General features: G+C 36.5%; 10 protein-coding genes. 1 reads left to right on the top strand and 9 read right to left on the bottom strand.

What is annotated here, in order from left to right; translation table 11 throughout:
• Positions 1 to 180: 180 nt before the first annotated feature.
• The 9 genes from CGC52_RS00885 to CGC52_RS00845 all read right to left on the bottom strand — a co-directional run bounded on the left by CGC52_RS00885 (position 181) and on the right by CGC52_RS00845 (position 14,077).
• A complete protein-coding gene (locus CGC52_RS00885; protein WP_095893169.1) occupies positions 181 to 2,067 on the bottom strand; it encodes a RagB/SusD family nutrient uptake outer membrane protein in 1,887 nt (628 codons plus the stop codon).
• 13 nt (positions 2,068 to 2,080) lie between these two features.
• Positions 2,081 to 5,272, bottom strand: a complete 3,192-nt coding sequence (locus tag CGC52_RS00880; RefSeq protein WP_232751824.1) for a TonB-dependent receptor — start codon at positions 5,270 to 5,272, stop codon at positions 2,081 to 2,083.
• Between the two features lie 1,059 nt (positions 5,273 to 6,331).
• Complete coding sequence (locus tag CGC52_RS00875; RefSeq protein WP_095894409.1) at positions 6,332 to 7,753, bottom strand: L-serine ammonia-lyase; 1,422 nt, start codon at positions 7,751 to 7,753, stop codon at positions 6,332 to 6,334.
• 78 nt (positions 7,754 to 7,831) lie between these two features.
• Complete coding sequence (locus tag CGC52_RS00870; RefSeq protein ID WP_095893168.1) at positions 7,832 to 8,536, bottom strand: RluA family pseudouridine synthase; 705 nt, start codon at positions 8,534 to 8,536, stop codon at positions 7,832 to 7,834.
• Positions 8,466 to 9,263 carry a YoaK family protein gene (locus CGC52_RS00865; RefSeq protein WP_095893167.1) on the bottom strand — a complete coding sequence of 266 codons (798 nt, stop codon included), beginning with the start codon at positions 9,261 to 9,263 and terminating at the stop codon, positions 8,466 to 8,468. Before CGC52_RS00865 ends, CGC52_RS00870 begins: the two co-directional genes overlap by 71 nt.
• A gap of 106 nt (positions 9,264 to 9,369) precedes the next feature.
• Positions 9,370 to 11,316 carry a glucosamine-6-phosphate deaminase gene (gene nagB, locus CGC52_RS00860; RefSeq protein WP_095893166.1) on the bottom strand — a complete coding sequence of 649 codons (1,947 nt, stop codon included), beginning with the start codon at positions 11,314 to 11,316 and terminating at the stop codon, positions 9,370 to 9,372.
• Between the two features lie 175 nt (positions 11,317 to 11,491).
• Positions 11,492 to 12,310: a 3-methyl-2-oxobutanoate hydroxymethyltransferase gene (gene panB / locus CGC52_RS00855; protein WP_095893165.1), complete on the bottom strand. Its 819-nt coding sequence runs from the start codon at positions 12,308 to 12,310 to the stop codon at positions 11,492 to 11,494.
• A 25-nt stretch (positions 12,311 to 12,335) separates the two neighbouring features.
• The gene (locus CGC52_RS00850; RefSeq protein WP_095893164.1) at positions 12,336 to 13,610 is read right to left on the bottom strand and encodes an adenylosuccinate synthase; all 1,275 of its coding nucleotides are present in this window, start codon (positions 13,608 to 13,610) and stop codon (positions 12,336 to 12,338) included.
• Between the two features lie 23 nt (positions 13,611 to 13,633).
• Positions 13,634 to 14,077: a Fur family transcriptional regulator gene (locus CGC52_RS00845; protein ID WP_042008119.1), complete on the bottom strand. Its 444-nt coding sequence runs from the start codon at positions 14,075 to 14,077 to the stop codon at positions 13,634 to 13,636.
• A 668-nt stretch (positions 14,078 to 14,745) separates the two neighbouring features.
• On the opposite strand from CGC52_RS00845, the gene CGC52_RS00840 reads away from it, so the two are divergent.
• On the top strand, positions 14,746 to 15,954 hold the full coding sequence (locus tag CGC52_RS00840) for an RsmB/NOP family class I SAM-dependent RNA methyltransferase (RefSeq protein WP_095893163.1): 1,209 nt from the start codon (positions 14,746 to 14,748) through the stop codon (positions 15,952 to 15,954).
• Positions 15,955 to 16,015 lie beyond the last annotated feature (61 nt).

Here is a 16,015-nt window from a genome sequence, read left to right as displayed (position 1 = left end):
TTGGCAATATTTTAAATTGTATCTTTGCCATCGGTTGTTTTTTTCACAGCCTAAAATTACAAAATTTTAAGGAAAAACACCAAATAAAAACTGTCCGAAAAGTCTCGGACAGCTTCTTCTCTTTAATACATTTTTTCATATCAGAGTTTCTTCTAAAAGAACTAACTCCTCGATAAAAAATTATTTTTCATAACCTGGATTATTAGGTTTTAATGCAGGGTTAAGCAATATTTCATTCGATGGTACCTCATATAAGTAATATTTATCTAACCAGCCTTTCCCGTCCTTTACAGGGTCATTATACAAATAACGATAACCTTCTGTAGCAGCGGGATTTGCGTGTCCAGAATTCAAATCTACTATGGCAGTGGGACCTTCTTTACCAACAAGAGTAGATTTTTTAATCCACATTCCATAAGCCTGTTTATTAACGAACCAGTCTGCCTTTTTCCAACGACGTACATCATCAAACCCAAATCCTTCACCCATAAGTTCAATGATACGTTCTCTACGGATTTCCCAAAGCACAGGATCAACCGTTTTATCTCTTTGTGGGTCAAATGAATCATCAACATTAGCTACAATCATTCTACCCACAGAAGCTCTGTCACGCAACCTATTTATGGAGCGGTCTGCTACATCTTGATTGAAAGCACCTAATTCAAATTTTGCTTCAGCATAATTGAGCAGTACTTCTTCAATTTTAAAAATGGGTTTATCAGAAGTATTTAGGGCACCATTGTTAAAGCTTTTTTCCCAGCCACTATAATTTTTCCATACGTAATAACCTGAACGACAAGAAACAAACCCTTTAGCCCCAACTCCTCCAACAAAATTAGGAATAGTGGGCACTAAGGATGCACTCCAGTTTTGTGCAGGTAGGCGTTTCATTCCTTCACCTGGATTGCTTTTTGTAATATTCGGTTTCATAATATCAATATATTCCCTATCCGCAGGATTGTTGGTATATGTCCAACCAGAACCACCCTCTTCCCCAGCTTTTGGGCTTCTTGCCAAGACTTTATAAGGAGGTATTACGGTATGGTATAATCTAGGATCTCTATTTCTGAAAGTTTCATAAGGAGTTTTATCTCCAGCATAGAGCGTATTGGCAGCATTATGAATAGGTAATCCGTCTTTGGTTAAATACATATCCACAGTATGTTGTGGCATTTCTATGAAATGCGAAGAGGTATGTTCCAAATAACTATCGTTATGACGGAAATAAGAGTGATCAAAATATTCCTTTCGCAAAATCACTCCAGGAACTCCTTCTAGTGAAGGGCTTGTCCAAAGTTCACCATAACCTGCAGCAACCTGTCCATCAGTACCTGTGTATAATGCAGGATATGATTTCATCAAAAGTTCAGAAACGCGAACACATTCTTCAAGATATTTTTCATAATCTCCTAAATTGTGGTATTTGCGCCAAGTAGCCTCACGTAGAGCAAAGCGAGAGAGTACCACTCGAACCACATCTTGAGATATGGTATTCTTTCCCGACTTGGCACCTCCTATGTGTTGTTCTGCCCATTTTAATCGCTCCAAAATCTTGTCTGTAACTTCTTTCCTAGGAGTTCGTGGACCGAATGCTTCAGGAGAATCTTCATTCAATACTGTTTCTACCCAAGGTACATCTCCAAATCGGTTTACTAGTTCCATATACTTGTAAGAATGGAAAAAATACCCCACAGCTCTCCAATAATTCTTCTCATCTTGAGTCATCTCAGATTTGTCAATATTAGCAAGAAGCATATTGGCACGACGAATGTGACCGAAATCCCAACCATTTCCAGAAACGGCATCACCAATGGTTTGCCAAGCATACGGATTTTGAGCACTTACTCCTTTGTGTGTAAGGTATCCTGCATAGCGGTCTGCGTGATAATTATTCCCTCCAGGAAATAATCCATAAAGCGGATAAGCAAATGCTTTAAAATTATCAAAATTTTTGAAAGCATTAGCCTCTGTAGGTTTATCAAGTGGGTGTTTTTCAAGAAAATCATCATTACATCCTACTGAAAATAAAGACCCTACGATTATTATAGTTTTAAGTAGATTTTTCATTTTTGTACTGATTTTAAAAAGTTAAACTTCCTCCGAAGGAAACAATCCGTGAAAAAGGATATCCCCAATTGATTCGTTCTGGGTCAATTCCTTTTGGTAAAGAGCTGAAAGTAGCCAAATTCTCAACCCCTATAAAAAAGCGAAGTTGAGAAACATTTAAAATTTCGAGAACTGGTTTTTGGAAAGCGTATGATAAAGTAATATTTTTGATGCGAAGATACGAGGCATCTTGTAAGAACTTATCCGAAGTACGTCTGTTATGTCCTGCGTTTCCTCCTTGCCCGTAAATTCTGTAATAGGTAGCATTAGGGTTTACCGCAACCATATAGTCAGGATTTGAAGGGTCGTAGCTTTTAGCTCTCCAATAATCGGTTTGATTATAAAACAATGGATTGAATTGCCCATCTGGGGCAAACGGAAATATTGCCTGTCCACCTATCCAAACATCGCGTTTGCCTATACCTTGCAACATTACATTCAAGTCAAACCCTTTGTAATTAACACCAAAATTAGCCGAATACTGATAGCGTAAAGAACTGTTTCCTATCACTTTCATATCTCCAGGATCGTCAGCCGTATTTTTACCATTATCAATTCGGTTAGTAGCGTGTTCGTCATCACGTAAATTTCTAAACTTCATATCACCAGGACGTACATTCACATTTTTAACAGAGGTTACCCCATCTTTCAACTTCCAACTGTTAACATCTGCAAAATCATCAACTGAGTAGTATCCGTCGGCTACATAACCCCAAATTTCACCAAAATCACGTCCTTCATACCATAAAGCCTCTCCTTTTCCGTTAAAAAGAACTCGTGATTTATTAGTTTCAAATTTAGTAAGTTTCGACTGATTATCGAATAAATTAACTCCTATACGATACCCAAAGTCACCTATTTTGTCTTTCCAATTGATCTCAAATTCCCAACCTTTAGTATGCATAGTTGCCGAATTTTGACTAGGTGCAGCGATACCAACAACCGCAGGTAATTGCACAACACCTTCTGTCAGCATATCTTTAGTATCTCTCTGAAAAATATCAAAAGTAGCTCTTAATCGATTATTAAAAAATCCAAAATCTGCCCCGAAGTTAATGGAAGTAACCGTTTCCCAAGTAAAAGAATTACTAACCAAACTAGGCAACCCCATAGCTGTAATTCTATCGAAGTTTTCTGACCATTCATTTGACTTATAAACCCCCAATGTTGGAGAATACTGATAAGGATTAATGTTCTGATTTCCAATTTGTCCCCACGAAGCACGTAACTTGAACTCATTAAGCCAGTTTTCGGAAAAAGCCATAAAATTTTCGCGACTTACCTGCCAACCTAGTGATGCAGAAGGAAAAAAACCAAAACGAGAATTTTTAGGGAATTTTGAAGAGCCATCATAACGTCCGTTGATTTCAAGTAAATACTTTCTATCATAATTGTAGTTGAATCGGAAAAAACCACTTCGGATAGTATATTCTGAATATCCATCGGTTATCACAAAATTCTCGGTAGCACCGCCAAAGGAAGGTACAGTTGGTACATTCTGACTTTCAGCGGTACTGCGTACTATCTCATAATAACTTGATTCTTGGGAAAATCCTGCCATCAAACTAAAATGATTTTTTAGAATATCTTTTGTATAGGTTCCGTAAGCATTTACAGAATTGTAATTAGTAAAACTATAATCTTTCCGATATACATCTTTTGTTGGAGAAGACGTTTCGCCTCCTTGTATAGAGGTATGTATCCACTTGTTAGAAAAATGGCTATGTCTGTTATCTGTTTTATTGAAAGTATATTCAAAAATCCCTGTAAATCCTTCAAAAGGCTTAAATATAGATTTTGAAAAGATACGCGTTGTACCCCCATTGTTTACTGATGTGTTATTTCCTAAAATAGAGTTACGCGGTGTAATTAAAGGCAGGTCTTTATTTGAGCCAATATTAACACTTGCGGGAAAATTTCCTTCTGGATAATACGAAATCAATCGAAGGCTATAAAGATGAGCTCCTTGCGGATTCGTTTTTTGGGACTCAGAATATCTTACATCAACCTCTTGAGTAAACCAATTAGCAATATCTGCTGAAATAAATGCTCCTAAATTTTTACGTTTGTAGGAATCTTTATCGGTAATCAAAGGGCCATCTTCGTGATTGTATCCTCCAGACATACGATAACGTAACTTGTCAGTCCCTCCCGAAACAGATACATTATGCGTCTGCAAAAGTCCTGTACTTAATATATTGTCATATAAGTCTTTTTCGTGTAAATAATAAGGAATTCCGCTGGGATCTACATAAATACCATCACCAATGATATTGAATTTAGATGGGTTTTCTCGGTATTCTTTTAAATATTGTACCCATTTGGTAACATCCTGTGAATTTGCCCAATATGCGTTAGGAAAACCTGCTTCTTGATATGCCTCAAAATATTCATATAGAGAAGCTTGTTTAGGTTTATTAATTGATTTTTCAAAACCAATGTTGTAATTGTAATTGAATTGAAATTTAGTACCTGAAGAAGGTCGTTTGGTGGTTATGAGTACTACACCTCCCGCTGCACGAGCTCCATAAATGGCAGACGAAGCAGCATCTTTTAACACAGTAACTGACTCAATATCCTCTGGATTGAGTGAGCCTATATCACCAGGTACGTTATCTATCAGCACAAGAGGACCTCCTCCGTTAATGGATAGATTTCCTCGTATTTGGAGGGTATTACCATTTTGCCCAGGGGTAGGATTTCTCGTTACTTGTAATCCTGCAACAGCTCCTTGTAAAGCACTAGATGTATTAACTACGGGACGATCACCTAAAACCTCCGCCATCTTCACTTGCGACACGGCTCCTGTTAAGTTCTCTTTCTTCTGTGTTCCGTATCCAATTACCACTACATCTTCAAGCTGTTGTGTCTCCTCTTCAAGAATTACATTGATAATCAGGTTTTTAACACTTTCGTCCATTACTTTTTTGGATTGCGTCTTAAAACCAATAAAACTAAATTCAAGTACATCGCCCTGTTGCACTTGAATTTCGTAATTTCCATCAAAATCGGAAACCACGCCACTCTTAGTCCCTTTTATCATAACATTAGCTCCTGGTAAAGGGCTATTCATCTCATCAGTAACTTTTCCAGTTACTTTCACTTGTGCTATTAGCGGTAAAGCTAAAAATGTCAGCATAAGTGTAGTTAATAATTTTTTTAGCATATAGTGTTAATTTTTATGATTACATGTGCCAAATTTATGAAAAAAAAGAAGTGAAAAACATGATTTTTGTTATGTTTTTGGGTGTAATGGACAAAAAATAGACTTTTTTAGAAGATTGGTTTTAATAGTTATTTCTTAGACCCTATTTTTTTACTAAATTATTGAGACCTTTGCAAGAACCATTTAATCCCTATATTTCCGTATTCGAATGATTTTTTACATGTGTTTTTGAAAATTTAAAAGTGTACTTTTTATCGTTTTTCCCATTTTTTCGGATTGATTTTACCCGCCTCTTTTTTTTGAGTTATCTATCTCAATTGTCTACTACATTTTTAGTAATTTATTTAAAAAATCTTTTGTTTTTCAACTTTTCCCTCGGACAATTCATCTTCTTTTCGATCTTAGGAGATTTCAAAAGATTTCGGTTTTTTCGAATAAAACCAACTTTGCGTATACTTGTATCTACTTTCATACTTTCATGAATGACGACTCTGTGTTTTTCCAATTGATGGTTGATTTCCGAAAGTAATAGAAATGAAAGTATTTCATTTCGGTAAACTTAGGACAGAATCTTTCACCTGTATCTGCAGAGTTTTATAGCCGATAGATGGTTGCTTCACATTCCGATGAGCAACATTTTGAAGAGCAACATTTTGAAGAGCACTAATCCATTGCAAGGTTTTTCGCCCGAAGTGGAAAGTCCTTTTTAATGATGTGGGGTGATGAAAAACGCAATATAATGGTAGCCATTTTTGTTTTAAAAGAATCTTTTCGATTGCTTCTTTCTATATTGTAAGAATCAAAGGTCGTAACGGATAGGCTTTTGGAGCTTTTAATGAGACAAATATACAACACAAACACTTAATAATTAATTGTTTAAATGTTTATTTCTCATTTTTATCCTACAAAGGTTTTTACTGTCCAAAACCGATAAGTTACATAAAAAACGTCCAAAAATCAAAAACTTTTGGACGGGAGTGATTTAATAAATATTTTTCAAGGGATACTCTAATTTTCCCTTTTTTACTCTTTTCAACATCTTCAAAGAACATTCTCAAACTAACAGTCGGCTAAACTAACAGCCACAGCTAACCCTCCTTCCGAAGTTTCTTTATATTTATGATTCATATCTTTGGCGGTTTCCCACATAGTGCTAATTACTTTATCAATAGGGACTTTCGCATTTTTGGGGTCTGTTTCGATAGCGAGTTCAGCCGCGTTAATTGCTTTGATAGCTCCCATGGCATTTCTTTCAATACAAGGCACTTGCACCAAACCTCCGATGGGATCACAGGTAAGTCCTAAATGGTGTTCCATGGCAATTTCAGCAGCTATAAGCACCTGGTCTGGCGTACCTCCCATCAACTCACATAAAGCTCCTGCCGCCATTGCTGATGAAACGCCAATTTCAGCTTGACAACCACCCATCGCAGCAGAAATAGTAGCTCCCTTTTTAAATAAACTACCTATTTCACCCGCTACTAACAAAAATTGCTTGATTTGCTCATTGGAAGCCTCATGATTTTCAATAGTTAAATAATAGAGCAATACAGCGGGAATTACACCCGCACTTCCGTTAGTTGGAGCTGTAACCACGCGACCCAATGAGGCATTTACTTCATTGACAGCCAGTGAAAAACAGCTTACCCATTTCAATATTTCACGGAATTTAACATTCGTTTTTTTGATAGAAAGCAACCAATCTTGTGGATTGTGATATGTTACCACCCCAATCAAATTTTTATGAATATCATAAGCACGACGACGAACGTTTAGCCCTCCAGGCAGTATCCCCTCAGTGTGGCAACCTATGTAGGCACATTCAAGCATTGTATTCCAAATACGCAATAGTTCGCTATCAATTTCGGCTTCTGAACGTATAGATTTTTCATTTTCGAAAACAATTTCTGAGATTTTTTTGTTTTCTCTATGACAATATTCTAGCAATTCGGTAGCTTTTTCAATTGGAAAAGGAAAATTTCGTACAACTTTTCCTGTATTATTGTCGCTTTCTTCGTTTTCTTTGATAATAAAACCTCCTCCTATAGAATAAAAAGTAGAATTATATTCAAAATCATTGCCTTTTGCGGTAAAAGAAATTCCATTGGCATGGAAAGGTAAGAAGTTTTTGTTAAAAACAATATTTTCTGAAGGAATGAATTTAATAATTGACTCATTCCCTAAGCAAAGTTCCTGATTCCTATTGATGGCATTGATGATGACTTCTAAACTTTCAATAGGGACATACTCAGGGTCAGCACCACTAAGCCCTAACATCACAGCTAAGTCCGTAGCATGTCCTTTTCCAGTTAAGGACAATGAACCATATAAATCTACTTGAACTTCAAAAGTTTTATGTAAAAAATTTTTGTCTTTCAATTCTTTAACAAATGCCTCAGAAGCTCTCCAAGGGCCTAAGGTATGTGAACTTGAGGGGCCTATCCCTATTTTTAACATATCGAATACGCTGATTCTTTCCATTGTATTTGCTGTCATAGTAAATTTACCGCAAATATAGTAATTTAGGCTGTTCTGTAGTTAAAATTTTCTGGAAATATTTTACCGAATTACGGTCAATTTTTGCCACAGAGGCTCATCGGGTAGGGGAGCGATGATTTCGATTTTTTCCTTTTTTACAGGATGAATAAAACTCAATTTTCGAGCGTGTAAATGAATACTACCATCTGCATTTGAACGTCTGGCTCCGTATTTTAAATCACCCTTAATAAAGCAATCTACAGCAGCTAATTGTGCTCTAATTTGATGATGTCTTCCTGTAATTAATTGAATTTCCAACAGATAGTAATTGGTTAGTTTTTCTAACACTTTGTAATGTAAAATAGACTTTTTACTATCTTTAACTTCTTTTGAATGGGCTGTGGATTTATTTTTCTCCGAGTTTCGCGTAAGCCAATGAACTAAGGTTCCCTCGCTTTCGGTCGGACAGTTATCAGTCATTGTCCAATATGTTTTTTCAACAGCGGTCTTATTGGCAAATAGGATATTGAGCCTTGAAAGAGCCTTTGAAGTTTTTGCAAAAACAACAATTCCTGTAGTAGGTCTATCTAAACGATGTACCACACCAAGGAAAACTTCTCCAGGTTTATGGTATTTCTCTTTGAGATATGATTTCACAATTTCACTGAGTGGAGTGTCGCCAGTTTTATCGCCTTGAACGATGTCTCCTGCTCGTTTATTGATGATGATTAAATGATTGTCTTCGTAGAGAACGTCTAAATTTTTTTCGTTTGAAATTACTTTCATATTTTCGTTTTTTAGTCAAATACATAAATCGGAAGTCGTCATAGAACAAACCTCCCAAAAGTAATGCTATAGCAATGGTAAGAGCGTATAGATTCATCTTCATCTTAACGAAGAAAAAACCTCCGGATAATCCTCCTAAAAAGAAAAAGGTAATGATAAATAATCGAAGTTTAATAGTTGATTTTAAGTTTTTTAGCTGATTTTTGTGTTTATTTTTACTCAGATAAATCCACTGTGAAAGTTCGATACCCAAGTCTGTGAAAAGTCCCGTTAGGTGAGTAGTTCGTACCACTGAATTTGATATTTTCGTAACGAAAGAGTTTTGTACACCCATTGCAAACAGCAGAATAAAGGCTGTCACATCATTCGAAAAATCAGTGATAAAATAGTTGAGAGCCATTGCTGTAAATAACAAAAAGCACTCAACAATGGTTGGAGCTAAAAAAATATTGTGTTTTTTGTAAAAATTTGCTGTTTCTATTAAGTAACCCGATGTAAATGAACCCATTAGAAATGAAAGAATATATAATAAATAGAGAGTTCCTTTCCAAAATTCCATAATAAAAACGTCGTACATAAAGAGTGCAAAATGCCCCGTTACGTTAGTTGTCAATTTCCCTAAAAATAGAAATCCAACAACATTTACGACCCCTGCAACGAAAGATAATACTACCGCTATTTGCAGATTATTTTTTGGAGTCCTTTTCTTTCCCTGATGTCGAAACATTTTATAAGCCTTAAAAATCAATAACCTCAATAAATCATACAAGGGCGTATAGACTACGCCCCTGCATGTATTTACCTTTTGTAAAAAGATATAGTGTCATTGACTATTAAAAAAAGTGACGTCTAAAGGCCTCCATAGCTTGATATTTTGCCAAACCTAGTTTGTGAAGACGGTTAGCCGTATCAGAATTTCGCTCTTCTGCTCTTTGCCAGAATTCACGCATGTCACTTCCCATATACATAGCTCCGTCTTTTTGTGATTGGTGGAAGAAAATCGCCTGACGTTTGCGAAGCACTTGGTCACGTGTCATAGGAACAATCATTTCCATTTCGTGAACATCCCACTCATGCCATGCACCGCGGTAAAGCCACACCCAACAATCTTTCATATAATCTTCATTTTTCAAACGTTCCAAAGCAGCAAAAATTCCATCCAAGCATACTTTATGTGTTCCATGAGGATCGGCTAAATCACCTGCTGCATATATCTGATGAGGTTTTACTTCACGAATCAAATCTTCTATTATTTTGATGTCTGCCTCACCAATTGGTTGTTTTTCAACCGCTTGAGTTTCATAGAAAGGTAAGTTCAAGAAATGCAAATTTTCATCGGGAACATTGTAATAACGCGTAGCTCCATAGCACTCATGACGACGGATGTTTCCTTTAAGTTTCCAAACATCCAAGGTCTCTTTATCTCCTTGTTTTTTATTTTTAAGGATTTGCATTACTTTTTCAAGATGTGATACATCCGTTTTTCCCAGTAATATATCATGAGCTACTTCTACAAAACGTAACGCTTCAGTGTCAGCAACTGCCGTGCTTCCCGAAGTTTGGTAAGCAATATGTACCTCGTGCCCTTGTTCTACCAATCGGTCAAAAGTACCTCCCATTGAAATTACATCATCGTCGGGGTGAGGGCTGAAAATAATAACTCTTTTTTTGTGAGGATGTTCTCTCTCAGGTCGATACGAATCATCGGCATTAGGTTTTCCGCCTGGCCAACCTGTGATGGCTCTTTGAATACGATTAAAAATACGGATATTTAGGTCGTAAGCCGAAGTGTCCTCTAACAAGACTCCTAATCCATTTTCAAGATAATCTTCCTCACGAAGTCCTAAAATGGTTTTATCTAAACGTTCGCACAACCAAACTACCGCACGTGCAATTTCTTCTTCGTTTTTATTATTGAAATCATAATCTCCTACTAACCAAGGAGTTTTATTGCGAATCAATTCACTTGCAGCTGTTTCATCAATCACAAAAGTTGTATTTTTGTGTTCTTGTAAAAATGTAGCGGGAATTTGTGACGAAACTTCTCCTTCAATAGTTTTTGCAATGATTGAAGCCTTAGAAGCTCCCCAAGCCAAAAGCACTACGCGACGAGCCGCTAAAACTGTTCCAACTCCCATTGTAATGGCTTTACTAGGTACATTTTTATATCCACCGAAAGCGTGTGCTGCATCCGTTTTTGTTACTTTGTTCAAAGTGACCATACGCGTGATGGAATTTACGTTTGAACCAGGTTCGTTAAATCCGATATGTCCAGTACGTCCGATTCCTAAAAGTTGGAAATCAATTCCACCTGCTTGTTTTATTTTTTCTTCATAAGCGTAGCAGTAGTCACGAACTTCTTCCTTGCCTAATGTTCCGCTTGGGATGTTGATGTTTTCAGGAAGTATGTCCACATGGTTGAATAAGTTTTTGTGCATAAAATGCCAGTAACTTTGAATATCTTCCTTTTGCATTGGGAAATACTCATCCAAGTTGAACGTAATTACATTTTTAAAGCTAAGACCTTCCTCTTTATGCATACGAATTAACTCCTGATAAACCTTTACAGGAGAAGAGCCAGTCGCTAAACCGAGTACGCAATTCTTTCCTTCAGCTTGTTTTGTTCTAATCAATTCAGCTATTTCTTTGGCTACGGCAATAGAAGCCGAATTTGCATCCGAAAAAATAACATTGTGTATTTTTTCATAGCGAGTTTCCTCGAACAATCCAGCAGGCTGGTGTTTGATGGATTGCGTGTTTTTTTGAATGGTTGTACTCATTTTATTCTTTTTTTGGTTGTTTCTTTACTTTATTTAGGTAATAAGTTATAATAATCTTTTGATTTTTTAAGTATGGATTAAGGATGCAAGACTCTCTTTGATTCAATCACTGTATGATCCGTAATATCTACTTATTTCCGAAATCAGAATACTCTCATGTGAGAAGAATAATTAGTTAATAACTTTCTTCTTCATTTGGAAAACTTATGTTTTTCACATCTTCGACATAGCGAGAAACCGCTGAATTAATATCTTCATATAAATTAGCGTATCTACGTAGAAAACGAGGATGAAACCCTTGAGTCATTCCAAGTACGTCGTGTAGTACAAGTACTTGGCCATCCACATGGCTTCCTGCTCCGATACCAATTACTGGAATTGAGACAGATTTAGCAACCTCTTCCGCTAATTTTGCAGGAACTTTTTCCAAAACAATAGCAAAGCATCCCATTTTTTGCAGTAAAAGAGCATCTTGTTTTAGTTTTTCAGCTTCAGCATCTTCTTTTGCTCGAACAGTGTATGAACCAAATTTGTAAATTGATTGTGGTGTCAATCCCAGATGCCCCATAACAGGGATTCCTGCATTTAAAATACGTTTTATACTCTCCTTTATTTCCTTACCGCCTTCCAATTTTACTGCGTGTCCACCGCTTTCTTTCATTATGCGGATGGCAGAACGTAGAGCTTCCTTAGGGTCGGACTGATATGAACCAAAAGGCAAATCGACTACTACTAAGGCACGGTTCGCACCACGAACCACTGATGAAGCGTGGTAAATCATTTGGTCTAACGTAATTGGTAAAGTCGTTTCATGTCCTGCCATTACGTTACTTGCCGAATCTCCCACCAAAATAACATCTATTCCAGCTCCATCAATGAGTTTACTGAACGTATAGTCATACGCCGTAAGCATTGAGATTTTTTCACCTCTTGATTTCATATCAATCAGTGACTTGGTTGTTACACGTTTATATTCTTTTTTTGCTACTGACATATTCAAATTGTTGATTTATAATCGCCTATTTTCTGTGTATAGTTTGCGTTCTGTCAGGACCTACCGAAACTAAGGTAATTGGTACTTCGAGTTCCTTCTCTAAGAAATCAATATAATTTAGCAACTCCTGTGGCAATTTATTATGATCTTTGATTGTCGTTAAATCCTGAGCCCATCCTTTCATCTCTGTGTAGATAGGCGTAACATTTTGTTCCTCAATATTGTATGGTAAGTGTTTGATTTCTTGTCCTTTATACAGATATGCAGTACATACTTTCAAAGTGTCAAATCCACTTAGTACATCGGCTTTCATCATCATCAGCTGTGTAACTCCATTTATTTGAACAGCGTATCGTAATGCAACCAAATCCAACCAACCACAACGACGTTTTCGCCCAGTGGTAGCTCCAAACTCTTTACCCACACGTCCCATTGTTTCACCTGTTTCATCAAACAATTCGGTAGGGAAAGGTCCACTACCTACACGTGTGGTATAAGCTTTGAAAATTCCTAACACATCTCCAATCTGCGTTGGAGCAACCCCCAAACCAGTACAAGCTCCAGCAGCCGTAGTATTTGACGAGGTTACGAAAGGATACGTGCCAAAATCAATATCCAACAGCGAACCTTGAGCTCCTTCAGCCAAGATTTTTTTATTATTTCTGATAGCTTGGTGTATATATTCCTCACTGTCAATAAACTGTAAACTTTTTAGAACCCCTATAGCTTCAAAAAACTCAGCCTCTAACTCAGCTAAGTTGTACTGAATTTCAACATTGTAGTGAGAAATCATTTCTTCGTGTTTGTCGGTCAAATTGCGGTAACGTTCTTTGAAGTCATCCAATTCGATGTCCCCCACACGAAGTCCATTTCTTCCAGTTTTGTCCATATAAGTAGGTCCAATGCCTTTGAGTGTAGAACCAATTTTTGCTTTTCCTTTTGAAGTTTCAGAAGCAGCATCTAACAATCGGTGAGTAGGTAAAATAAGATGTGCTTTACGAGAGATTAATAATCTTTTTTTCAGATCAATATCGAATTTTTTGAGTGCTTCGATTTCTTTTTTGAAGATGATAGGATCAATAACTACCCCATTTCCAACGATGTTTATTGCACTTTCATGGAAAATTCCAGACGGTATGGTGTGCAAGACGTGTTTGATGCCGTTAAATTCAAGAGTATGTCCTGCATTAGGTCCTCCTTGAAAACGAGCTATGATATCATATTCTTGAGTGAGAACATCTACAATTTTTCCTTTTCCTTCGTCGCCCCATTGAAGCCCAAGAAGTAAATTTACTGCCATTTTTTAGCGATTTTATGATTTGGTTATTTGTTTTTCTTTCCGTAAAAATATAGCGAATGGTTCGTAATTTCTATATTAAAAACCTCTTCAATTGTTTTTTTGATAGATTGGATTCTCGGATCACAAAATTCAAACACTTCGCCTGTATCGGTTAAAATTACATGATCGTGCTGACGGTCAAAGTATGATTTCTCGTAGTGAGCTTGGTTTTGTCCAAACTGGTGTTTACGTACCAAACCACATTCCAAAAGCAACTCAATAGTATTGTAGAGCGTAGCACGACTTACTCGATATTTTTTGTTTTTCATGCTGATATACAGCGTTTCAATATCGAAATGTTCACCACTTTCATAAATTTCTTTCACGATAGCGAAACGTTCAGGTGTTTTTCGATGTCCATTTTCCTCTAAGTAGGCGGTGAAAACCTTACGAACAATTTCCAGATTTTCCTCTGTGGTATTAGCCATATCTTTTCAAGTGTTAATTATAAGGGACAAAGTTACAATTTTTTTTGCTATTAAACAATTATGGTTTGATATTATTTATACCTTAGATTCAATCCCCAAGTACAATTTTTTATGCCATCAATTTATAAAATAAATTTTTAGGTTCTTCAAAATCTAGTGTTATTACTTACTTTTATAGTTTTTAAAGTTAAGGTGTTCGTGATGTGCTCTCTAAAAAAGAATCATCCTTCGGTTAATTTTTTGTTCTTTAGAAAATATTTCCTTGCGAATATTGGCTTGTTCCTGAGTGTTTTGAGGGTTATAAACACCTCTTTTGAGCCTATTCCTCTTAAGCTCCTACTGATGGTGCCTTTCTGATACACCTAATTGCTTGGTAACAAATTTTTGTGATTTATTACATTTAAGATATGCTTTTATTTCGTATCTTTGCTCCAAAGTTAAGTGTTTATACTTCATTGTTTTATGTGATGTTTCTTAAATTACATTAGTATTTAAATTCCATCGGTAAGTGCGATTTGTTGATGATAGTTGTTTATTCATATACAAATGACTACCTTTGTCCGCTTGTTATACAGTAGAATAGTTTTTATTTAACTTCACCTATGGTACTACGTACCTATATTTCAAAAGTATATTTAAAGTAAAATAGTATCAATAAAAATTTAAACATGCGATTACATCGAAATCTTACAGAGGCTGTCATCGAAGGATTGGGGTTTATTTTTAACGAGCAACAGTATGCCGATAAAGTAGTTGAAAGACAACTGAAAAAAGATAAACGCTGGGGGGCTCGTGATCGTGCTTTCATAGCCGAAACGATGTATGACATTGTACGATGGAAACGTCTGTATGCTGAAATTGCAGAGGTAAAAGCTCCGTTTTCTTCACATGATTTATTTCGGATGTTTGCTGTATGGGCAGTTCTTAAAGGTGTTCATTTGCCCGATTGGTCGTGTTTTGAGAACACACCCCAACGTCGTATTAAAGGCAAATTTGATGAACTTTCAAAAATACGTAAATTTAAAGATTCCGTTCCCGACTGGCTTGATGCTTTGGGAGAAGCGGAGTTAGGTTCAGATATTTGGAGCAAAGAGCTCACTGCCCTCAATGAATTAGCTCCTGTTGTATTACGAGTGAATACTCTAAAAATTGCTCCTGCACAGCTCAAAAACCTATTAAGAAATGAAGGTATCGAAACAAAACTTCTAAAATCCTATCCTGAAGCCTTAGAGTTGATTCAGAGAGCTAACATATTCACTACCAAGGCTTTTTCAAGTGGTATGTTTGAGGTGCAAGACGCTTCGTCACAGAGAGTAGCTCCTTTCTTGGAGGTACTTCCCTCAATGCGAGTGATTGACACATGTGCCGGTGCTGGTGGAAAAACCCTACACTTGGCATCGCTGATGAAAAATAAAGGGCAAATTATTGCAATGGATATTTATGAGAACAAATTGCAAGAACTCAAACGTCGAGCCCGTCGTAATGAGGTATTCAATATAGAAACCAAAGTTATTGATAATAAACACCTTAAACGAATGCAAAACACAGCCGACCGCGTATTGATTGATGCACCTTGTAGTGGATTGGGAGTGCTTAAACGTAATCCAGATGCTAAATGGAAATTACAACCTGAATTTTTAAATAAAATTAGGGAAACACAACAGCAGGTTTTGCAAGATTACAGCAAGATGGTAAAGCCAGGAGGAAAAATGGTTTACGCAACCTGCTCCATACTTCCTTCGGAAAATCAAAAACAAGTAGAAACTTTTTTAGAGTCTGAGGCAGGTAAAAACTTTATATTTGAAACTGAAGAAAATATTTTTGCACACCAAACAGGCTACGACGGATTTTATATGGCTCGAATGCGGAAAAAGTAAAATTTTTTTCATAACTTTGCGTGATAGAGACTCAATTTATTAATTCTGTAGGAGCTATTAG

Source organism: Capnocytophaga sp. H2931 (assembly GCF_002302535.1).
GTDB classification, from domain to species: Bacteria; Bacteroidota; Bacteroidia; order Flavobacteriales; family Flavobacteriaceae; genus Capnocytophaga; species Capnocytophaga canis.
This window is presented reverse-complemented; position numbering and strand designations above follow the sequence as displayed.